Source organism: Oxalobacter aliiformigenes, from assembly GCF_027116575.1.
Taxonomy (GTDB): domain Bacteria; phylum Pseudomonadota; class Gammaproteobacteria; order Burkholderiales; family Burkholderiaceae_D; genus Oxalobacter; species Oxalobacter aliiformigenes.
In genome coordinates this window covers 651,194-673,923 of sequence record NZ_CP098252.1, presented here as the reverse complement: position 1 = coordinate 673,923, position 22,730 = coordinate 651,194, and the positions used below count along the sequence as shown (strand labels likewise).

16 protein-coding genes and 1 tRNA gene are annotated in these 22,730 nt (G+C 51.0%); 5 read left to right on the top strand and 12 right to left on the bottom strand.

The window, feature by feature from the left end:
* Positions 1-202 precede the first annotated feature (202 nt).
* From NB647_RS03180 to NB647_RS03165, 4 genes are all read right to left on the bottom strand, one after another.
* Positions 203-287, bottom strand: a tRNA-Leu gene (locus NB647_RS03180).
* Between the two features lie 70 nt (positions 288-357).
* The gene (gene secG / locus NB647_RS03175) at positions 358-750 is read right to left on the bottom strand and encodes a preprotein translocase subunit SecG (RefSeq protein ID WP_269284130.1); all 393 of its coding nucleotides are present in this window, start codon (positions 748-750) and stop codon (positions 358-360) included.
* Positions 751-787: 37 nt separating this feature from the next.
* A complete protein-coding gene (gene tpiA / locus NB647_RS03170; RefSeq protein ID WP_269284127.1) occupies positions 788-1,540 on the bottom strand; it encodes a triose-phosphate isomerase in 753 nt (250 codons plus the stop codon).
* An 87-nt stretch (positions 1,541-1,627) separates the two neighbouring features.
* Positions 1,628-2,152, bottom strand: a complete 525-nt coding sequence (locus NB647_RS03165; protein ID WP_269265113.1) for an FKBP-type peptidyl-prolyl cis-trans isomerase — start codon at positions 2,150-2,152, stop codon at positions 1,628-1,630.
* A gap of 599 nt (positions 2,153-2,751) precedes the next feature.
* On the opposite strand from NB647_RS03165, the gene NB647_RS03160 reads away from it, so the two are divergent.
* On the top strand, positions 2,752-3,057 hold the full coding sequence (locus NB647_RS03160) for a hypothetical protein (RefSeq protein WP_269284125.1): 306 nt from the start codon (positions 2,752-2,754) through the stop codon (positions 3,055-3,057).
* A 75-nt stretch (positions 3,058-3,132) separates the two neighbouring features.
* Here the strand turns inward: NB647_RS03160 and NB647_RS03155 are convergent, their stop codons facing one another.
* From NB647_RS03155 to NB647_RS03130, 6 genes are all read right to left on the bottom strand, one after another.
* The gene (locus tag NB647_RS03155; protein ID WP_269284124.1) at positions 3,133-3,909 is read right to left on the bottom strand and encodes an MBL fold metallo-hydrolase; all 777 of its coding nucleotides are present in this window, start codon (positions 3,907-3,909) and stop codon (positions 3,133-3,135) included.
* A 28-nt stretch (positions 3,910-3,937) separates the two neighbouring features.
* The gene (bamC, locus tag NB647_RS03150) at positions 3,938-5,113 is read right to left on the bottom strand and encodes an outer membrane protein assembly factor BamC (protein ID WP_269265110.1); all 1,176 of its coding nucleotides are present in this window, start codon (positions 5,111-5,113) and stop codon (positions 3,938-3,940) included.
* A gap of 72 nt (positions 5,114-5,185) precedes the next feature.
* Positions 5,186-6,067: a 4-hydroxy-tetrahydrodipicolinate synthase gene (gene dapA, locus NB647_RS03145; protein ID WP_269284123.1), complete on the bottom strand. Its 882-nt coding sequence runs from the start codon at positions 6,065-6,067 to the stop codon at positions 5,186-5,188.
* Between the two features lie 162 nt (positions 6,068-6,229).
* On the bottom strand, positions 6,230-7,684 hold the full coding sequence (locus NB647_RS03140; protein ID WP_269284121.1) for a glutamate synthase subunit beta: 1,455 nt from the start codon (positions 7,682-7,684) through the stop codon (positions 6,230-6,232).
* Between the two features lie 43 nt (positions 7,685-7,727).
* Positions 7,728-12,422 carry a glutamate synthase-related protein gene (locus tag NB647_RS03135; protein ID WP_269284119.1) on the bottom strand — a complete coding sequence of 1,565 codons (4,695 nt, stop codon included), beginning with the start codon at positions 12,420-12,422 and terminating at the stop codon, positions 7,728-7,730.
* Between the two features lie 193 nt (positions 12,423-12,615).
* The gene (locus NB647_RS03130; RefSeq protein ID WP_269284117.1) at positions 12,616-13,299 is read right to left on the bottom strand and encodes a transposase; all 684 of its coding nucleotides are present in this window, start codon (positions 13,297-13,299) and stop codon (positions 12,616-12,618) included.
* Between the two features lie 260 nt (positions 13,300-13,559).
* Between NB647_RS03130 and NB647_RS03125 the strand changes: the two genes are divergently transcribed.
* The 3 genes from NB647_RS03125 to NB647_RS03115 all read left to right on the top strand — a co-directional run bounded on the left by NB647_RS03125 (position 13,560) and on the right by NB647_RS03115 (position 18,453).
* The gene (locus NB647_RS03125; protein WP_269265105.1) at positions 13,560-14,009 is read left to right on the top strand and encodes an Hsp20/alpha crystallin family protein; all 450 of its coding nucleotides are present in this window, start codon (positions 13,560-13,562) and stop codon (positions 14,007-14,009) included.
* 221 nt (positions 14,010-14,230) lie between these two features.
* Entirely contained in the window at positions 14,231-16,522 is a 2,292-nt protein-coding gene (gene ppk1, locus NB647_RS03120; protein WP_269284706.1) for a polyphosphate kinase 1, read from the top strand.
* 206 nt (positions 16,523-16,728) lie between these two features.
* Positions 16,729-18,453 carry a SulP family inorganic anion transporter gene (locus NB647_RS03115; RefSeq protein ID WP_269284116.1) on the top strand — a complete coding sequence of 575 codons (1,725 nt, stop codon included), beginning with the start codon at positions 16,729-16,731 and terminating at the stop codon, positions 18,451-18,453.
* 16 nt (positions 18,454-18,469) lie between these two features.
* Here the strand turns inward: NB647_RS03115 and NB647_RS03110 are convergent, their stop codons facing one another.
* Both NB647_RS03110 and NB647_RS03105 read right to left on the bottom strand, forming a co-directional pair.
* Positions 18,470-19,924, bottom strand: coding sequence for a Ppx/GppA phosphatase family protein (locus NB647_RS03110; protein ID WP_269284114.1), 1,455 nt, complete (start codon positions 19,922-19,924; stop codon positions 18,470-18,472).
* Positions 19,925-20,063: 139 nt separating this feature from the next.
* Positions 20,064-21,011 (bottom strand): ZIP family metal transporter, encoded by a 948-nt coding sequence (locus NB647_RS03105; protein WP_269265101.1) that lies wholly within the window; start codon positions 21,009-21,011, stop codon positions 20,064-20,066.
* Positions 21,012-21,378: 367 nt separating this feature from the next.
* Between NB647_RS03105 and NB647_RS03100 the strand changes: the two genes are divergently transcribed.
* Positions 21,379-22,590, top strand: coding sequence for an MFS transporter (locus tag NB647_RS03100; RefSeq protein WP_269284112.1), 1,212 nt, complete (start codon positions 21,379-21,381; stop codon positions 22,588-22,590).
* Positions 22,591-22,730 lie beyond the last annotated feature (140 nt).

Here is a 22,730-nt window from a genome sequence, read left to right as displayed (position 1 = left end):
GATCTGTTTGGGTACCAGAAAGATAATCCGTCTTGCCATATCAGTAGAAAATGAATTGATGAAGAAATGGCAAGAGGAAACAACTACCCAAAAATATTGGATCCAGCAATACCGCATTAGACCCCACAAAACAGAAAACCCGCATAAACATTTTGTTTTACACGGGTTTTTATACTGTATCAGACTGCTTTGAACTGGTTGTTGGTGCCGACGGCGAGACTTGAACTCGCACGACTTTCGCCACTACCCCCTCAAGATAGCGTGTCTACCAATTCCACCACGTCGGCGCAAGAATTAAATTATCGCAGCAACTTCCTTTTTCATCAAGTTTTAATGAAGAAAAAGAATACCGAATTGTCATTTTGACGTATTTTCGCCAGAGGCTCCTGGAACCGTCTGGCTTGCTCCCGGAATCGCCGCTGCACCGGCAGCCTCCTTAACTGCTGTTTCCTGTGCCGGAGCAGGGGTCGGAACAGACTGCAATTTTTCAATGATACTGCTCTGCACAGGTGCGCGATAGGGTCCCAGATAAGCCATGGCCAACGTCGATACAAAAAATATCACTGCGGCGATGGCTGTTGACTTGGACAGAAAATTCGACGAGCCAGTGGCACCGAAAATACTTCCGGAAGAACCGCCAGCGCCAAATGCCGCTCCCATGTCGGCACCCTTGCCATGCTGCATCAAAACCAGCACGATAATGGCAAGCGCGGACAAAACCTGAATGATAATGATAATGTTATACAGCATGGTATTCCTGCATTTTCCTTTTGATTGACCAATTTCCCTATTTCGATGCCAGACGCGCTATCGCCAGAAAATCATCTGCTTTCAGGGCGGCACCCCCAATCAGTCCGCCATTTATATCGGGCATCTTCAAAAATTCCTCGGCATTCGACGGCTTCATGCTGCCGCCATACAATATCCTTACACACTCCACGGCATCAGGATTTTTCCTGATCATCAATTCGCGCAGAAGCGCATGAACATCTCCGACCATATCGGGCGTTGGCGTTTTCCCGGTACCAATTGCCCAGACCGGTTCATAAGCGACGACGATATCGCAAACTTCCCTTTCCTCGAGCACGGAAAGCACGGCGTGCATCTGCCTCTCGACGACTTCCGCCGTTTGCCTGTTTTCCTTTTCCTTCAGTGATTCCCCGACACAGACGATCGGGGTCAGCCCCCCTGCCAACGCACGCTGTACCTTGTTGGCGACCAGCTCATCGGATTCATTGCAGTACTCGCGCCGTTCGGAATGCCCGACAATGACATACTTGCAATCGAAATCAAGCAACATTCGCGTGGATACCTGTCCTGTATAAGCTCCGATTGCATGTGCCGAAACATCTTCAGCGCCCAGCGCGATATCCGTTCCTTCCAGAGCGGACTGGCATTGTGCCAGATAGGGGAAAGGGACGCAGATTGCCAGATCGCAGTCAACTCCGGACAGCCCGGCCTTGATGCCGTCAAGCAATTCGGCATTCACGGCAAGACTGCCATTCATTTTCCAGTTTCCGACGATCAGTTTACGCGCCATGCTGTTCCCTGAGTTCAAGCAATCTGTTATTTTATCGTGACACAATCATTCCGGTCAATCAAAGCCTGCCAATATTGCTGCGCTTTATCAATGCAATACAATACTTCTGAATTGGCCGTCTTCATCGTCGTCGAAACCATCGGGATCGTTGACATATCCCCGTTCGATTTCCTTTTCAGTTGCAGCCCTGACATCGGTCACCGTCAATTCAAAACGGAGCGCTATACCTGCAAGCGGATGATTGCCATCCAGTATGACCTTGCCATCCGCGATATCGGTAACGACATAAATGGCTGGATTCTCCGTGGGATCGGCATTTTCAGGCATTCCCTCAAATTGCATGCCGACTTCCAGCGGTGTCGGGAAACTTTCACGATCCTCTACCCTGACCAGCAATGGATCATATTCACCGAAAGCCTCTTCCGGCTCGACCTGGATCATGGTTTTGTATCCGACATCCTTGCCGTCCAGTGCCTTCTCAAGAGCAGGCAACGTATCATCGTAACCGCCATGAAGGTAAACGATCGGTTCCTGACCATCCTCAAGCACATTGTTTTGTGCATCAGACAATTTGTAATGAACGGTGACGACCGTGTTTTTGGTTATTTTCATTTTTTCCCCGGATGATTTCTGATTCATGATGAATGAAAAAAATTATACCCGTATGAAATGACTTTAAAAAATTCATCCCGTGAACATTTATATTACTGCTATAAAAATTCATATTGGGTTTATCCAATTTCCATCGCTCCTTCTTGCAAAGGATCCGGAATCATTTACCGGTATTTTCCAAAAGACATTCCAACAGAATTTGACTGCGGGAAACAAAAAACGGACTTTTCACCTGTCAGGGACAGATACGGACACCCCATTGGGAAAGCAGGTTATAACATAATGTTTTATAAAGAAAATTTCCAAAATAAAACATTGCTGGATCAGCATATCGTTCCTTGCCGAAGTTCAAGGCAAACCATTATCGGTATCGCTGTACCCGGGAATGTTTGAAGAATGTCTCAAACCTGTTGCGAGATTGCAAAACACATGCAAAAACCCCGGAAGGGGAGGTTACAACCATCAAAAAATAGCTATAATCAGCACCATTAGGAGATTGCCAGTGTGGCTGCACTTGTGCAATGGCATTTGGTAATTTTCTATTCAAAGTAGTATACAATTACCGGTAATTAACCTAATTATTTAATTAAGGATTACAAATGAAAAAGTCTTTATTGCTCGTTGGCCTGATGGCTCTTGCTCTGACCGCATGTAAAGTTGGTGAAAAACCTGCTGATAAGAAAGATGCTGCTGCTCCAGCTGCTACCGCTCCAGCCAAGGACGCTGCTGCTCCGGCTAAAGACGCTCCTCCAGCTGCTAAAGACGCTGCTGCTCCGGCTGCTGACGCCAAGGACGCTGCTGCTGCCGCTAAAGACGCTGCAAAAGACGCCAAAGATGCAGCTAAAGATGCTGGCGCTGCTGCCAAGGACGCAGCTGCTGCTGCAAAAGACGCTGCCAAGAAATAATTCTTGTTCCGTCTGACAAAAAGCCGATCTTCCGATCGGCTTTTTTTTATCGGTAAAACAGGGAAAACTCCTCTTCTAGGCTATCTCCGTCCACTCAAATCCGTCATCCTGCCCCGCAACAACTATTTCCGTTCTTCCGGCATCCACCACTTCTTCGATCGCCTCTCTGGCCAGTTCGGGCAAATTATTGTTCTGGCTCAAATGTGCTCCAATGACTTTTTTAAGCCGTGAATGATCCACTTGGGCCAGAAATTCGCCGGCACAACTATTGGACAAATGCCCATAAACACTGCTGATACGTTTCTTCAGATAAAAAGGGTATGCCGATTTTTCCAGCATACGATCGTCATAATTACACTCGACCATCAGGGCATCGCAACCGGACAATGCATTCGCAATATGAGGCGTCACCTGCCCCGTGTCAGTCAGCATTCCGAATTTCATGGCACCGTCTGTCATGTGAAACTGCAAGGGTTCCCTTGCATCATGTGAAATGGTAAAAGCCGATATCTGCAAGCCACCGACAACAAAACTGTCTCCGTCCCTGCAAAAATTGACATCAATTCCGAAAAAATCCTTTCCCAAAGACTGGAAAGTGCCGTAACTCATCCAAACCGGTATCCGGTAACGACGGGCAAACGCCAAGACGCCTCCTGCATGATCACCATGCTCATGTGTCACGATCAGCGCTGACAAATCGGCAGGAAAACGACCGGCCCGCTCCAGACGCCGCTGCATCTCACGGATACCGAAACCGCAGTCAAACATGACTGTTGTTTCCGTGAAGCCGTCTTTTGCGGAAACGAGCAGCGAATTCCCCTTGCTGCCGCTTCCCAAACTCGTCAATTTCAAGATCTGCCGTTATATTCCGAACTACCGGTTACCTCAACTGTTCATAGAGAAGATCCATGATCTTCCGGCCAGTAGAAGTTTTTTCCGGCTGCCCCTTGTCATCCAGCACGACAATTTCACTCTTGTCGCTGGTTTCCTGAACGGAAATCTGATAACGCTGGGCATGTTTTTCCTTGTTGGAGAAAGTGAACAGATTCGAGAAGAATCCCTTTTCCTTTTCCGGTGTATTCTTTGCGTCGCTGTCCTGATCGACATAACGGACGAAATACAGACCTTTCGAGCGATCCCGGTCTTCCACCGTGAATCCGACACGATCCAGTGCCAGACCAACCCGACGCCAAGTCCGGTCAAAGGTTTCATCAACTACAACCTTCGAACTTCCTTCTCCCTTGACAAGCGTCGCCCTGGAAGGCAACACAACCGTCTTTTGCTCGGCAAGCGCTTTCGCCCTGGCCTTTTCCTTCTGGTTCATGTCACTCAATTGAACCATCAGACGCGACAAAAATTCCGCTTCCAGTTCCGGATCCGAAGGACGGGCCGTCCACATGGTCGTATCCTTGTTGACGCCGACAATCTCTTCCTGCGCACCGCGATGGCTGATGAAAATATCGGTCGTTCCATCGGCATTGCGTTCAAGACGCGTCCTGAACTTGTCCCGTTCACCCGTCGAATAGAGTGCATCAAACACTTTACCCAATGTCTTGCGGATAAAATCCTGGGGCAGTTTGGCCCGATTCTCAGCCCAGTCCGTTTCCATAATGCCGGTATCGGGGGAATCGATATTGATCAAAAAACCGTTATCCTGCCAGAAGTCCCGAATTTGCGGCCAGAGTACCTCAGGGCTGCGGTTGACGACAAGCCAGCGCTGGCTGCCATCTCGTTCGATACGGATATCAGTCGCTTCATTGGGAGCCACCACACCGGAAGAACCCACTGCCATATTCGGCCGTGCCTCCTGTTGCTGCTGGTTATAGCCGGAAGCCGTTACGGTTCCACTCTCCGGAATCGTATAGCGGTTGTCCCGTTGCAGCTGTGTCAGATCGGGCGGAATTTCAAGTCTTCGCCCCTGTGCCTGAGAAGAGGTCTCGCTTTTGTAATCGATACGGTCTGCCTCGAGCAAACTGTCAACCGTGCTGCATGACGACAATCCCAGTACTGTCAGCGATCCGATCAGTACGGAACCGACTTTTTTATTAAACACCATATATTCAGTTTCCAGACCTTCCAATAAGTTCAGTACGACTTTTTTCAGCAGGCAATCTTCCAGCGGGATCCATCAGGCCAGAACGCCTGCTTCTTTCAGCGCCTTTCTGACCACGTCATGATATCCCGCTGCCAGCGGAACCAGCGGCAAACGGATACCCGGAGGAATCATACCCATTTCCGTCAGCGCCCATTTGACGGGAATCGGATTCGATTCCACAAAAAGCTGCTGGCTTAACGGCAACATCAAGTCATTCAGTTTCCGTGCTGTCACGACATCGCCCTTTATCGCCGCCGCACACATCAGATGCATGTTTTTCGGTGCGACATTGGCAACAACCGAGATATTGCCTTTCGCTCCGCAAAGCATCAAAGCCATTGCCGTGGAATCGTCACCGGAATAAACCGCGAAATCCTCAGGTACCTTGCGCAGAAGATCAATGCCGCGCGCGATATTGCCGGTAGCATCCTTGACCCCGATAATATTCGGAATTTCCGACAGCCGGAGAATCGTTTCATTGGAAAGATCCGCAACCGTTCTGCCCGGAACGTTATACAGAATCATCGGCAGATCGACCGCTTCGGCGACGCTTTTGAAATGCTGGTACATTCCCTCCTGGGTCGGCTTGTTGTAATAGGGAACGACCTGAAGGGAAGCATCGGCCCCTGCCATTTGCGCATAGCGGGTCAGTGCGATCGCTTCCGCAGTGGAATTGCCGCCCGCACCGGCAATGACCGGAATTCTCTTGCCGGAATGCTCTACGGCGACCCGAATCATTTCGGCATGTTCATCGACGTTTACAGTAGGTGATTCACCCGTCGTACCCACTACGGACAGAGCGTCCGTACCTTCTGCAATCTGCCAGTCCATCAGGTGGCGCGCGCTATCGAGATCAACGCTCCCGTCCTCACTCATCGGAGTGACCAGTGCAACTATACTGCCTTCAATTTTCATAATGATATGAATTAAATATTAAAAAGAAGATTGTAGCGGATACCGTGAACGACGGCATCAAAATTAAAGCGCGACAGCAACAATACTACCTCAACTTCATAATATATCACAGCACAGGCCGGCCCTCTAATGTCAATCGCGCCATAATTTTGTATCAGATTGTTAAAGCTCCTTTTCCGTCAGAAAACGGTCCACCGCCTCTGCACATTCCCGTCCCTCATGGAGCGCCCACACAACCAGCGACTGCCCGCGACGGACATCCCCTGCTGCAAATACCTTGTCAACCGATGTCATGAACCGCATATCCCCTTCCGGTTTCGCCAGCGCATTCCCCGCCATATCCTTTTCGACACCGAATGCATCCAGTACCGGTGCCGCCGGTCCAGAAAAGCCCATGGCGAGAATCACCATATCCGCCGGTATCTCATATTCACTTCCGGGAATCTCGACATACGTTCTCCCCACCTGTTCAACACGACAGACTATGATTTTCTCGACCTTTCCCCGCTTGCCTTCGATCCGTTTGGTCATGATGCCGAATTCACGATCGCAGCCTTCTTCCTGGGAAGAAGAAGTCCGGAATTGCTTCGGCCAGTAAGGCCAGACCATCGACTTGTCGACATGATCCGGCAATCGCGCATTACGGTCGAATTGCAATATGGACGCCGCTTTCTGCCGGTTAGCAACACCGACACAGTCGGAACCGGTATCTCCGCCACCGATAATCACGACACGCTTGCCTGCCGCATCCAACCGGTTGCGGCTCTTCTCTCCGGCATCCCTTTTGTTCTGGGCACACAGATATTCCATCGCAAAACAGACTCCCTGAAGATCGGCGCCCGGCACATCCAGTTCTCTCGGCTGTTCCGCACCACATGCCAGAATCACGGCATCGAATTCCTGTTTCAGTACATCCGGATCAACCGTTTCCGTTGCCATATTCTGGATCGATGACGGAACCGTTTTTCCCACCAGCACCCCGGTACGGAAAACCACGCCTTCCGCCTTCATCTGTTCCAGACGGCGGTCGATGACCTGTTTTTCCAGTTTGAAATCCGGTATGCCGTAACGCAACAGGCCGCCGATCCTGTCATTTTTCTCGAAAACCGTCACCTCATGACCGGCACGTACCAGTTGTTGTGCCGCTGCCAGCCCGGCAGGGCCGGAACCCACAACAGCCACTTTCCGACCCGTTTTATGCGTAGCCGGTCGGGGGATGACCCAGCCGTTTTCCCATCCCTTTTCGATAATAAACCGTTCGATCGAACGGATACCGACCGGCTCCCTGATCAGACCGAGCGAACAGGCCGGTTCACACAAAGCCGGACAAACCCGTCCCGTGAATTCCGGAAAATTGTTCGTGGCATGAATTTTCTCCAGCGCCTCTTCATCCATACCGTGATAAACCTGATCATTGAAATCCGGGATCAGATTACCCACCGGACAGGCATTATTGCAGAACGGAATGCCGCAATCCATACAACGCGCGCCCTGCTGCCGTGCCTGGTCATCGGCAAGCGTGATCGTGAATTCACGATAGTTTTTGATCCTCTCCTTCGGTTCCAGATGTGCTTCTTCAATCCGCCCGAATTCCATGAAACCTGTTACTTTTCCCATTTTTCACCTCAATATCCGGTTATTTGTCCAGTCAATGCCATTTTTAGGCTGCCGCAACAATCGCGTTTTCTTTCGTTTCCTCTTTTTCGGCATACAGATCCTGCAGGGCCCGCCGATATTCCATTGGGAAAACCTTGATGAAATGTTGCCGACAGATCGACCAGTCCTCGAGCAGTTTGCGTGCCGTCATACTGCCGGTATAAGTGAAATGATTCTCGATCAGATGTTTCAAAATGGCTTCATCGGTTTGCGGATCGCCATGACGGGACATTCTGTGCCACACCGCTTTCTCCACGGATGCTTCCTGTTCGAAACAGGACAGTACCGGCTCCAGCGTGACCATGGACAGATTGCATTTTCGTTCGAACGTTTTTTCCGGATCATAGACATAAGCGATGCCGCCGGACATACCTGCCGCAAAGTTGCGCCCGGTTTCTCCAAGAATGACCACGGTACCGCCTGTCATATATTCGCAACCGTGATCTCCGCATCCTTCGGCGACAGCTGTCGCTCCCGAATTGCGCACGGCAAACCTTTCTCCGGCGATACCGTAAAAATACGCCTCTCCGGAAATCGCGCCGTACAGCACGGTATTGCCCGCAATCATATTGCTGTCTGGCTGCCCGCGGAACTGCGCATGAGGCCGAACAATGATGCGTCCGCCGGACAGACTTTTGCCGACATAATCGTTCGCTTCACCGACCAGATCCAGTGTAATGCCATGAGCCAGGAAAGAACCCACCGACTGACCCGCCGTACCTTGCAACTGGATATGGATCGTATCGTCCGGCAGTCCGTCATGTCCGTAACGCCGTGCCACCTCGCCGGACAACATCGCGCCGACACTGCGATTGGCATTTTTGATCGGATAAATAAATGAAATCTTTTCCTTGTTTTCCAGTGCAATCGCCGACTGGAGAATCAGGCGGTGATCGATGGATTTTTCCAGACCATGATCCTGTTTTTCCTGATGGCGTCTGTGGACGGAAGCATCGACAACCGGATCGTAAAAAAGGCGGCTGAAATCCAGACCGGCTTCTTTCCAGCCTGAAATCGCTTTCGCCTTTTCCAGAAGATCGACCCGGCCGATCAGATCGTCATATTTCCGCATGCCGAGCTGAGCCATGATCTGCCGCATTTCTTCGGCAACGAAAAACAGATAATTGACGATATATTCCGGCTTGCCGCTGAACTTCTTCCTCAACTCCGGATCCTGTGTCGCGACGCCGACCGGACAGGTATTCAGATGGCATTTGCGCATCATGATACATCCTTGCGTAACCAGCGGAGCGGTTGCAAAACCGACTTCATCAGCACCCAAAATAGCGGCGATAACGACATCGCGCCCTGTTTTCATCTGACCGTCCGCCTGAATGCGAACCCGGCCACGCAGATTGTTCATGACAAGCGTCTGCTGGGCTTCGGCCAGACCGATTTCCCAGGGCGAACCGGTATGCTTGATCGACGACAATGGCGATGCTCCTGTCCCCCCGTCATGACCGGCAATCACAATATGATCGGCCTTGGCCTTGGCGACACCGGCCGCAATGGTACCGACCCCGACTTCGGAAACCAGCTTGACCGAAATAGTGGCACGTGGATTGACGTTTTTCAGATCGTGAATCAGCTGCGCCAGATCTTCAATGGAATAGATATCGTGATGCGGCGGAGGCGAGATCAGACCGACCCCCGGAACGGAAAAACGCATGCTGGCAATATACTCGGAAACCTTTCCTCCCGGCAGCTGCCCTCCTTCACCCGGCTTGGCGCCCTGTGCCATCTTGATCTGGATTTCATCCGCGGAATTCAGATATTCGGCCGTCACGCCAAACCGGCCGGAAGCCACTTGCTTGATTTTCGAACGCAGGGAATCCCCTTCCTGCAATTCGATATCGGAAACGATCCGGTCCTTTCCTAAAATGGAAGACAGGGTTTCCCCTTTTCTGATCGGTATACCCGCCAGTTCGTTTTCATAACGCCGTGGATCTTCTCCCCCTTCACCGGTATTCGATTTTCCGCCGATACGGTTCATGGCAATAGCGAGCGAAGCATGCGCTTCCGCACTGATCGACCCCAGCGACATGGCACCTGTGGCAAACCGTTTGACGATTTCCTTGGCCGGTTCCACTTCATCGACGGCAATCGCCCGGGCCGGATCGAAACGGAATTCAAACAGACCCCGCAAAGTCATCTGGCGACGTGACTGATCATTGATGATCTGCGCATATTCCTTGTACGTCGCATAATTGTTTGCGCGTGTGGAATGCTGCAGCTTCGCGATGGCATCCGGAGTGAACATATGCTCTTCACCCTGTTTGCGGAAAGCGTACTCTCCTCCTACATCCAGAAAACGGATTGGCTGCTGTCTGTGCCGGAAAGCCATTTCATGCAGACGCAGCGACTCTTCCGCTACTTCGAAAACACCGATACCGCCGACACTGGAAACCGTACCCTTGAAATATTTGTCTACCAGTGCGGAAGACAGTCCGATTGCCTCGAAAATCTGTGCACCGCAATAGGAACGATACGTCGAGATTCCCATTTTCGACATAATCTTCATCAGTCCCTTGTTGATGGCCTTGATGAAGTTGGCCTGCGCCTTTTCCGGTGTCAGATCGGCCGCCAGTTTCGGCGCCAGATCCGACAGGGTTTCCAGTACCAGATAGGGATGAACAGCTTCCGCGCCATAACCGGCCAGAAGGGCAAAATGATGCGTTTCCTTCGCGGAACCGGTTTCGACCACCAGACCGGTCGAAGCGCGCAACCCCTTGGCGACCAGATCCTGATGAATGGCCGACGTAGCCAGCAATGCCGGAATAGCCAGACTGTCCGGACCGATCATTCTGTCGGAAACGATCAGAATATTATGGCCTGACTTGACAGCATCGACCGCTTCGGCACAGAGAGACGCCAGATGTGCCTCAATCCCCTCCTTGCCCCATGCGACCGGATAACAGATATTCAATTCATACGAGCGGAATTTTCCATTGGTATAGGCATCGATATTGCGGATACTGGCCATTTCCGCAAAACCGAGAATCGGTTGCGATGCTTCCAGCCGCATTTGCGGATTGACGTTATTCGTATCGAGCACATTCGGTTTCGGGCCGATATAAGTCAAAAGCGACATGATGATTTCTTCGCGGATCGGATCGACCGGCGGATTCGTCACCTGCGCAAAAGACTGTTTGAAATAATTGTAAAGTGGCTTCGGACGGTGGGAGAGAACGGCCAGAGGAGCATCGTTTCCCATTGAGCCGATCGGTTCTTCCCCGTTCATCGCCATCGGCGGGAAGATGATTTTCAGATCTTCCTGCGTGTAACCGAACGCTTCCTGCCTTTTCATGAGCGGCACGTCGGAATGAACGACATCATGACCGTATTCCTTCAGATCGTGCAACTTGATACAAACGGAATTTGTCCAGGCCCGGTAAGGACGGGCATTGGCATAAATATCCTTGATCTCCTTGTCGTCGATAATCCTCCCGGCATCCAGATCGATCAGAAACATCTTGCCGGGCTGCAACCGCCATTTTTTGATGATATGTGTCTCCGGAATCGGCAGCACTCCGGTTTCGGAAGCCATGACGACCAGATCGTCATCGGTAACGACATAACGGGCGGGTCGCAAACCGTTTCTGTCCAGCACACCGCCGATCTGGCGACCGTCGGTAAACGCGATCGCCGCCGGGCCATCCCACGGTTCCATCATGGCCGCATGATATTCATAAAAAGCGCGGCGGTTACTGTCCATCAACTGGTGATTTTCCCATGCCTCCGGAATCATCATCATCATGGCATGCGCCAGCGGGTAACCTGACATGACCAGAAGTTCCAGTGCATTGTCGAAACATGCCGTATCAGACTGGCCTTCATACATCAATGGATAAAGTTTTTGCAGATCATCGCCAAGAACCGCCGAATTCATCATCTCTTCACGGGCCCGGAACCAGTTGAAATTGCCTTTGACCGTATTGATTTCGCCATTATGCGCAATCAGGCGATACGGGTGAGCGAGCGGCCACTCCGGAAAAGTGTTCGTGGAAAAACGCTGATGCACCATCGCCAGCGCGGAAACACAACGTTCATCCTGCAAATCGAGATAATAGTCCTGCACCTGATCGGCCAGAAGCAGGCCTTTGTATACGATCGTTCTGGCCGACATGGAAGGAACGAAAAATTCCTTGCAGTGTTTCAGATCCAGCGCCTGAATGGCATGCCCTGCCGCCTTGCGGATAACAAACAGTTTCCTCTCGAGTGCATCAGTCACCATGATGTCCGGCCCGCGTCCGATAAAAATCTGGCGAATAACCGGTTCTTTTTCCCTGGCCTTGGGAGACATGGGCATTTCCCGGTTCACCGGAACGTCGCGCCAGCCGAGAACCACCTGTTTTTCGGCACGAACGGCACGTTCGATCTCCTTTTCGCAGGCCAGTCTGGAAGCATGTTCTTTCGGCAAAAAGATCATGCCGACCCCGTATTCCCCGGGAGGAGGCAACATGACTTCCTGCCTGGCCATTTCTTCCCGATAGAACCGGTCCGGTATCTGGATCAAAATACCTGCCCCGTCCCCCATCATCTTGTCGGCACCGACAGCTCCGCGATGGTCGAGATTTTTCAGAATCAGCAATCCCTGTTCGATAATGGAATGACTCTTGACCCCTTTGATATGGGCCACGAATCCGACACCACAGGCATCATGCTCGAAAGAAGAACGATACAAACCTTGCGCACACATATGAACTCCCAACATATTCAATAACTGTTGAAAAACAGAATAATCCGTTTTCAGGGCTAATACAACAAAAATAAAAAGGGTCAGAGTGAATATATAAAACAAAAAAAGTATTTAAAATAATAAAAGGGACATAGTAAAAACCAAGCAAAAAAACAGGAATTCCTTCCTGTTTTTTCCAATTGAAAATTTTCTTTTACCGGTCACTTTTGGCCGGACGCCCCCGCTTGCCCATCCGGAACTGACGTTCTGTCACTTTTTCCAGCCGTTTGATGAAAGCGTCAGAACCGAGCGGCCAGCCTTTTTTCAAAATCTCATCAAGTTTCCGATCCTCCACATTGAACTGCTCAAAAAATGCTTTATAAGCCATTTCCCTGGCAAACGGAGTATTGCCGAGATTCCAGTAAACCGCATGATCCCGGATGACCGGACTGGGACTGATTCCGATATGGTGGCGATAACTGGACCAGACATAATCCTCCGGGCGGGCAGCCAAACCACACGCAACCGGTTGCATTTCCATGAAACGGCTGCATCTTGTCAACCAGTCTTCCTCAACAATGGATGTCCTGAACCGGCCTTCCCACAACGTACCGCTGCGCTGGTATTTTTTGTTGAAATAAGGTACATAATGACGCCCGATCCACTGCATCATGCGGGCAAGGCCGGACTCGTCCACGGGTGTTACCAGCAAATGGACCCCATTATCCAGCAATGCATAGGCATGAACATCCACCCTGTAAAGACGCGCTGCCTTTTTAAGCCATTCAAGATAGCTTATGTAATCTTCATCGTCCCTGAAGACTTTCTGCCGGTTGTTCCCCTGCTGAAAAACATGATGGGGAAAGCAGGGAACGATCAGTCTCGCACTTCTTGCCATACCGTTTGCCTTTGTGATTCCATGATTGTTTTCACTTTGTCCCTCATTATAATCCGTCGACAGACAATCCCGACATCACCTTGTCCCCATTCAAAAGATTTTTTCATCGCGAAGCCTGTTTTTTCCATCCGCTTTATCTTGATTGTCCTCAAAATCGCCTGGATCAGAAACGATACCCTTTCAAATGATTTTCACGTTTCTTTTCACAGACAAATGCGAGGCCAACAGCAACATTCGCCTCCCGGACAATGGAGAAAAAAATGGCAAACAATCTTTCGAATTTCAACCCTTTCAATGAAATCAGCCGTTTTGAACCGCTGAGGAATCTTGACGAATTTTTCAACAATTACCGCCTTTCGTCTCCATGGAGCAGCTGGGAACCGGAACCACGTATCAAAATCGATGTTTCGGAAACAGAAGACGCCTACCTCGTCAAGGCCGACGCACCAGGTGTTCCCAAAGAAGATATCAAAGTCACTGTCGAAGGCAATTTCGTAACTATTGAATTTGAAGTCAAAAAAGAAAACGAACAACAGGATGAAGGCAAAACCGTTCGCAGCGAACGTTATTATGGCGTACAAAGCCGCAGTTTCGCACTGGCGCAGGATGTGGACGAAACCAAGGCGGAAGCGACCTACAAGGACGGTGTCCTCGAACTGAAACTGCCCAAAAAACCCGGTTCGGCACGCACCCAGCTGACGATCAGCTGATTTCTGTTCAACGGCTGGAAGATACGGGCAACACGCCGTTTCCCTCTTCCAGCACACGTCTTGCCTGCTTCGGATTCACAAAAAGCGAGCACTCACCCTGCCGGCCGCTTGCAACAAACCCGATCAGGCGGCCATTGTCATCATTCCGTCATTTTTTTTTGCTATGATTTGAATATCAAATGAGCTAACAGTCAGGATTTACTGTGTCCGAAAGTGTATCCATGGTGACAAAACCTGTCCAGAATCTGCCAACCGGTTCCCTGGAACCGAATCTTTATCTGAACCGTGAGCTTTCCCTCCTTGAATTCAACCGCCGGGTTATCGCACAGGCGGAAGATGAAAGCCTTCCTCTCCTTGAACGTCTGCGTTATCTGTGTATCGGGAGCAGCAATCTGGACGAGTTTTTCGAAATCCGGGTTTCCAGTCTTCATGCACGCCAGTCGCCGGACAAAACACCGGTTGCCAATGCAAACAGCCTGCTTCACCAAATCAGCGTCCGGTGCCATACGCTGGTAGAACACCAGTACTCCCTGCTGAACCGGAAAATACTCCCGCAACTGGCCAAAAACGGAATCCGCCTTTTAAGTCATAACGACAGAAATGAGGCGCAACGAGCCTGGGTCAAATCCTATTTCGAAAACCAGATACGTCCGCTTTTGACTCCAATCGTTCTGGATCCGGCCCATCCGTTCCCCCAGGTAGCGAACAAGAGCCTGAATTTCATTATTTCCCTGGCCGGAAAAGATGCTTTTGGACGGGGAAGCGCGATTGCGATCGTAAAAGCCCCCCGCATTTTGCCCAGGGTCATCAAACTGCCGGATGAACTCTCAGAGGACGGCATTACATTCTGCCTTTTGTCATCTGTCATTCACGCCCATATCTCCGACCTGTTTCCCGAACGTGAGGTGATTGCCTACTCACAATTCAGGGTCACGCGCGACAGTGACTTGTGGGTGGATGAGGAAGAAGTCAAAAATCTGCGGCAGGCACTGAAAATCAGCCTTCAGAACCGCCATTTCGGTGTGGCGGTCCGGCTCGAAGTCGCCAAGAACTGTCCGGAAGATCTGGCACGGTTCCTGCTGAATGAATTCAACCTGGATGAGGATTACCTGTACCGTGTCAACGGGCCGGTGAATATGGTCAGACTTGCCGAAATCTGCAATTTCGTCAAATCGCCTTCCTTTTATTTCCCGCCTTATCAGGCATCCATCAATCCTGATGCTGAAAATGACAGCGATCTTTTCGGAACCCTGAAGAAAAGGGATATCCTGCTTCATCACCCTTTCCAGACCTTCAAGACCGTCATCGATTTCATTCGCAATGCCGCGGAAGATCCGGATGTCGTCGTCATCAAGCAGACGATCTACCGGGCGGGCATGACCTCCGAACTGATGGAAGCCCTGATATCGGCAGCCAACAAGGGAAAAGAAGTCATCGTTATCGTCGAACTGAAAGCACGGTTCGACGAGGAACAGAACATCGACTGGGCACAACAGCTTGAACAGGCCGGAGCGCAAGTCGTCTATGGTGTCATGGGCCTGAAAACGCATGCGAAACTGGCTCTGGTTATCCGTCGGGAAAACGGCGTTTTCCGTTACTATTGCCATCTCGGTACAGGCAACTACCATCCGACGACGACAAAATTCTATACGGATTTCGGCTTGCTGACGGCCCACCCCCAGATTACCAGCGAAGTCAATGAAGTCTTCCTGCATCTGACCAGCCTGACAAAACCGAAAAAACTGGATCATCTCTGGCTGGCTCCGTTCACTCTGCACAGACATCTGATCCGGGCCATCCTCAATGAAATCCGCATCGCACGTCAGGGAAGGCCTGCCAGAATCGTCGCCAAAATGAACTCGTTAATCGACGAATCCGTCATTCGGGCGCTTTATCTTGCCTCTTCATCCGGCGTCAAGATCGATTTGATCGTCAGAGGAGCATGCGCCCTCAGACCCGGCGTACCCGGCCTGTCAGAAAATATCCGGGTCCGTTCGATTATCGGCCGTTTCCTGGAACATGAACGCATTTATTATTTCCGTAACGATCTGAAACACGATCTGTATCTTTCCAGTGCCGACTGGATGGCCCGCAACCTGTTCCGGCGAATCGAAGTCGCCTATCCTGTGCTTGATCCGGCACTGAAAAAACGTGTCATCGCCGAAGGCCTCAAGTACTATTTGCGGGACAACACCAACTCCTGGGAACTTCAGTCAAACGGAACCTACCGGAGACGTAAACTGCGTAAAAAACAGGTACCTTTCGGAGCACAGCAGCATCTGGCGGAAATTTATGATGCCAATGTACAAAAGGAACTGGTCGGTCCGGAACCGCCCATGCTTGAAGCCGAACAATTGCCCGGCAATCCGGCAGAAGTCGCGCATAATGATGAAACGACCGATATCATCGCAACCGAAGATTCGCCACTGACGGAAACAATGCCAGACACATCCGTTTCGGCCGACAAAACCCTCGACACGGCAGACGATTCCAGAGAAGAAGTCCCTGCCTGAAATCGCGCCATATTTTTCTGCTCTCTTTTCAAGAACACCGTTTCTGTCTTTTCAGCCCGGCATTTTTAATGCCGGGCAATATGTTCATGCCAAATCTGTATACAATACAGGAACCGGTCTGGATCGTGATATTCAGAAAACGCTGGAAAACACAGGCAGACCCGTTGACAAACCAGATCGAACAACAGCGCTGAACCATTGACCTCATGAATCTGCCGGCAAAAAAAAACGACCAGAACATCTATGCGAAATTCGCCGGCAAACTGAACTGGCAGGACGCCATCGCCGGTTTGTCCATTGCCGGCCTGCTTCTGCCCCAGGCGCTGGCTTATTCGGGAATCGGCAATCTGCCGGCACAGGCCGGTATTATCGGGCTTTTTGCCGGGTTGCTCTGTTACGGGTTGCTCGGATCAAGCCGATTCGCACTGGTTTCTCCGACGTCATCCTCCGCCGTCGTTCTGGCAGCCACCACCATGACTATGGCGGAAGACAATGCCTCGCTACGCCTGATGCTGGCGTCCGGACTCGTCATCATGACAGGTATCCTTTTTCTGCTGGCCGCCGTGACAAGAATGGGTAACGTCACCGATTTCATCGCAAAACCGGTACTCAGAGGTTTCACATTCGGTCTTGCCATCGTCATCATTATCAAGCAGTCAACCGCTGTACTGAACATCAGTATCCAGAAAGAGAACCTGTTCATTTTCGTCCTGGATGTTTTCCGGCAGTTCAGATCCTGGAACTACAATTGCCTGCTGACCACCGCGGTCGCCCTGATTTTTCTGGCGCTGATGGAATGGCTGCGCAGGATAAAAAAAGGCCAGTTCAGAAACATTCCCAGCGGAACACTGGTCATCATTTTCGGTATCCTTGCCAGCAAACTGCTTGATTTGCCCGTTTATGGCGTTCCGAATGTCGGTTCAATCGACATGAATCTGAACAATCCGGTCATACCGGAACTGACATACCCCGAATGGACGCAACTTCTTGAAATCGGTGTGGCACTCGTATTCATTTTGTATGCGGAATCATATGGCTCCATACGCAGTTTCGCCATGAAACACCACGACACCATTTCTCCGAACCGGGACCTTTTCGCACTGGGAATATCCAATCTCGTATCGGGTATTTTCCAGGGAATGCCGGTCGGCGCAGGTTATTCGGCAACGGCCGCCAATGAAGCCTATGGTGCCCGAACGCGCCTGGCCGGCATATTCGCCCTGATCATCACCCTGATCATCATTCTGACCGTCCTGCCCTACATTGAATGGATTCCCATTCCGGTTCTGGCGGCTATCGTCATTTCCACCATGGCAACGACTCTGACCCTGTCCAGTTTCCGGCTTTATTTCAGCTGGAAAATCGACCGGCTCCTGATCGTCGCTTCCGTACTCGCCGTTCTTCTGCTGGGAGTTTTGCAGGGACTGATGATAGCTATTGCCATCAACCTGCTGATGATGCTGCGGCAAAACTCGAAATCCACGATTTCCGTTCTGGGCCGTCTGGGCCAAAGCCACGATTTTGTCAGCCTGTCCGTATTTCCCGAGGCCCAGCCCGTTTCAGGCATTCTGATTCTGAGGCCCGATCAAAGCATGTTCTTCGCCAATGCAGACCGCATTCTGTTGCAGGCACGTGAAACCGTTTCATCATCCCCTTTGCCAATACACACCGTTATTTTAAGCCTGGAACAGACAACCGACCTGGATGCAACTAGTGTCGAGGCATTGCGCGATTTTTTCGCCGACATGCAAAAAGAAGGTAAAAAACTGATCCTTGCCCGCCTCAAAAATCCGGTACACGAAATCCTGCAATTCACGCTGGGCAACCAGTTTCCGGAAGTATCGCTATCCCGCCTGAGCGTCGAACGGGCTGTCCGGCTGGCCCATATCAAGGAAAATCCGAACAAAAACGTTTACAGCCTGTACAAGTGACGGACATGGCTCTCGACTAGCCGGTGCGGACGGTCAATGTAATACCGACATCTTCCCACCAATCACATTCTCTCTCCAGCCAGTAAAGCAGTGTCGGATAAAGATCCAGCCATTCTTTCGGAATGGTCATCTCGATCCGGCTCTTGACCCTGACTTTTATTTTTTCCGGTTTGAAATTGACCTTGGAATGCTGAAACATGACAGCCAGCCTCAGTGACAGCACCGCCTTGATGGCATCGGGAACCGTCATGATGCCATTCAGTTTTTTCAAATTGCCTTTCTGCCCCAGTACAAACCGGCTCATCTGACGTTGTTCTCGGGATGTGAAACCGGCCATATCGGCATTTTCGATCAGATAGGCACCGTGTTTGTGATAATTGGTCGGAGAAATAAAAATGCCGATCTCATGCAACAATGCGCTCCAGTACAGCAGTTTGAGAAACTTGTCGGCATCGGGATTCATCTGCTTGTATATGGACAGCGCATAATTCGCGACCCGAATGGCACGCTGCTCATCGATATGATAACGCTTGAGCATTTCCCGGATCGATTCTTCCCGACGGTCTTTCTGGGTCGACATCAGATAGATGTCCCACATGATCCCCATCCGCAGACCGGCCTCGATCGGTTTCAGCACCTTGATTCTGAAATCTTTCATCAATACGATCAGAATGGTCAATCCCCCCAGAATCGACGCAGCGCGTTCAGCCTTGATCCCGTCAAGTTTCATCTGATTGAGACGACCGGTCCCAATCATTTTCATCTTCAGCCGTTCGAGATTCTCAAGAGTGAAACGGCCATCGCCGATCCTGTTGATGGCAAGAATTTCCGCTGTGGCACGTATGGTTCCGGAAGAACCATAGACCTCCGTCCAGCCACAGGACCGGTAATAATCGACAGCATCCTCGAACTGGCTTCGGGCGGACAACACGGCAGCCTGAAAAGATGTCTCATCAATAATGCCATCGTGAAAAAACGAAAGACTCTGGCGAACGGTACCGACACTGAACGATTCAACCCGTTCGATTTCCTGTCCCTTGCCGCAAATCAGTTCCGTCGATCCCCCGCCGATATCGATTACAAGCCGTTTTTCTTCAGGACGCCCGAGCACATTGGCGACACCCAGATAAATCAGTCGCCCTTCCTCTTCCCCCGAAATCACTTCAATAGGATAACCGAGCACCTTCTCGGCATCATTCAGAAAAACCTGTGCATTGGAAGCGATACGGAGCGTATTCGTGGCGACGACCTTGACCTCCGAAAGAGGATAGGCATCCAGAATGGCGCGCAAACGTTTCAGCGCATCCAGTCCCCTGTCCATCGCCTCTCTGGACAGAACATTGTTTCTGTCCAGTCCCGCCGCGAGACGGTTCGGTTCACGCGCACTCTTGACCACGCAGACGATACCGTTGACGTATTCACCAATATGCAGACGAAAACTGTTGGAACCGAGATCTATTGCAGCAAACATTCCGACGCCTTTTGAAAAAAACGACAATAAAAGCCTATTATGATCCTCAGGATCTTCATGCATTATTACAGGACAATATTACCGTTTTTTTAAAAAATACGGAATTTGGCACACGATATCGGCAAATGCCGGCACAGCATCACCCCAATGTCGTATCCAGCACCATCATCAGTGCGAATCCCGCCATCAGTCCGACTGTTGCCGGTGTCTGGTGACCGTTCCGGTGCGTCTCGGGAATCACTTCATGCGAAACGACAAACAACATGGCCCCGGCTGCAAAACCGAGTCCGATGGGATAAGAAAGCGCCAGCCCGCTTGAAAGCCCGACTCCCAAAAGCGAGCCCAGCGGTTCGAACAGCCCGGTCGCCCCGGCAATCAGAACAGCCCGCAACCGGCTGACTCCGGCACTTCGCAAGGCAAGCGCCACGGCAAGACCTTCCGGAATATCCTGCAACACGATAGCGATCGTCAACGGCAATCCGATCGCCATATCGGCATGCGAGAATCCGACACCGATAGCCATACCTTCCGGCAGATTATGAAGAGAAATGGCAAAAACAAACAGCCAGACCTTGTTGAAACGGTCATTTCCAGGACCGAATGAACCGATCGTTTCATGCTCGTGCGGCGTGAACTTGTCCAGACTCAGCATCAAAATGACACCGCATGCCATGCCAAGAACCACGATACCGGCGCCGAATGCCTTGTTGCCCGTCATGGACGTTCCCGCAGCCAGCCCCGGCAATATCAGCGAGAAAGCACTTGCCGCCATCATCATACCGGCGGCGAATCCCAGCATGGTATCCTCGACATAGGCCGGCAAACGCCTCAGAATCAGTGCCGGAATCGCACCCAGCGCCGTTCCGGCAAATCCGGCAAGGCCGCCCGCGACGGCATATTGCATAGCCAGCCCAACCCCATCGGACACGACCAGAAAAAGGCTCTGCAAGAACAGGACCAAAATCGTTATGGACGACAAAAAGAGAAATCCGGCATAAAACCAGTGCCTTCGGGAATAATCAAGGCAGACATTCCACCAGCCGGACTCTGTCCTGTTTTTCCGATATTTGATTTTTTCCACTGTCATATTTACAAGCAGCCAGTCCCTGCAAAACCTGAACCGTATCGGAAAATAAACCGGACAGACCGGTCATATCCCGAAACTCCTCAAAAAACAATGAAAAAGCGCTCCCATTCGCGGGAAAACCGGGAAGCACCTTTTCGTTCTCAGAGAAGTATATCCCACTTGAAAGCCTGCAAATGTAACGATTCCTGTATACGGACACTTTTCGGCGATTTATTTGCCAAACATATAAATACGAGACGAAAAAAGTATTTCCGCTCCTGTCAGGGATTAGGTATATTAAACAGAAAACAAATCTTTAACCTGTCCGGTACAGATCGGCGGTGATTGTCCTGCCATCCAGTCCACCTGCCAAAATCATACAAAAACCATGTTTTCAATCATCTGGTTCCCGGCTATTATCAGCATCAGTGCCGGATATTTTTTCATGAGTGTCGCGCCGCTTGCTACCCAGTTCATGGCCCTTTTCGGTGTCGGATATGCCGGTCTTTCCCTCTTTCTGAGCGGTCTGCTCTGGGCACACAGTCTCGTTCAGTTGCCCGCTGGCCTCATACTCGACAAAATCGGTGTCTATCGCGGATTTCTCCTCGCCATTTTCATCGCAATCATCGCCAATATTCTGCCGTTTCTCGCACCGGACAATCTGGGACTGGCAACCGGACTGCGGTTCATGGCCGGCCTGAGTTCCGGCACACTGTTTCTTGCCGGGGTCAAAGTAACCGGAATGCTTGCCCCTCCGGAAAAAATCACACAGGCACAAGGAATACAAGGCGCCTCATTCTGTCTCGGAACCATGCTTCCTTTCATGACCTTGCCTTATCTGGGAAGCGAGGCATGGCGGTTTTCCTATCTTATACCCGCAATCCTTGCCATAAGCGCCACGGTTCTGTCACTGTTTCTTCCTGTCCGTGTCCGGAAAAACAGCCCGGCATCGTCCAATACGCTCGGCGATCTGATGACGGCCCTGAAAACCGTTTCCACTTCCGTACCCATCTGGGCACTGGGCATATTTCACGGCCTTTCCTACGGTACCCTGAACAACCTTGGCCAATGGCTGCCCTCCATTCTGGCGGACATGGACGGGAAAAGTACGGCCATGGCATGGAGTCTCGCGACCGGATTCGTTTTGCTGACCGGCACACTGGGCCGTGCTTGCGGCAGTGTTCTTCTTCGCTGGTTTTCCAGAAGCTGGATAACCAATACAGCGGTACTGGCAATCGGCATCCTGTATATCGCGCTTGGTTTGACCGGCAATGTCTGCACAGGACTGGCCGTCGGTATATTGCTGGCCATTCTGGGTGGAATCAATTACGGATCAATTTTCAGTCTGACCGGAAATGTCGTATCTCCTGCCTATCTGGCTACCGCAGCCGGATTCATGAACATGATCGCCAACATCGCCAATGTTGTACTGACACTGGTTCTCGGGACGGTCAGGGAATATACCGGCAGCTTCGGCATGGCCTTGTGCGCTACCGGCTTTTTCGCGTTACTGGTCTGGCTGGCCGGCAGAAAAATCATCGGTGCATTGTCGCATATCGGGAACATTCCCGCCTCACCGGCCTCTGCCGGCAAACATTGAATCCGAGAATACATTCTTGTCGGAAAAAACCGCACATGGCAGCCATATCCTTACCGTAAAGCGTATCCGGCAAAATGCCTGCCGAAATCCGGATATTCACTGGATCCGACCGCAACGGTCAGGTAACGTGTCTACCCCCG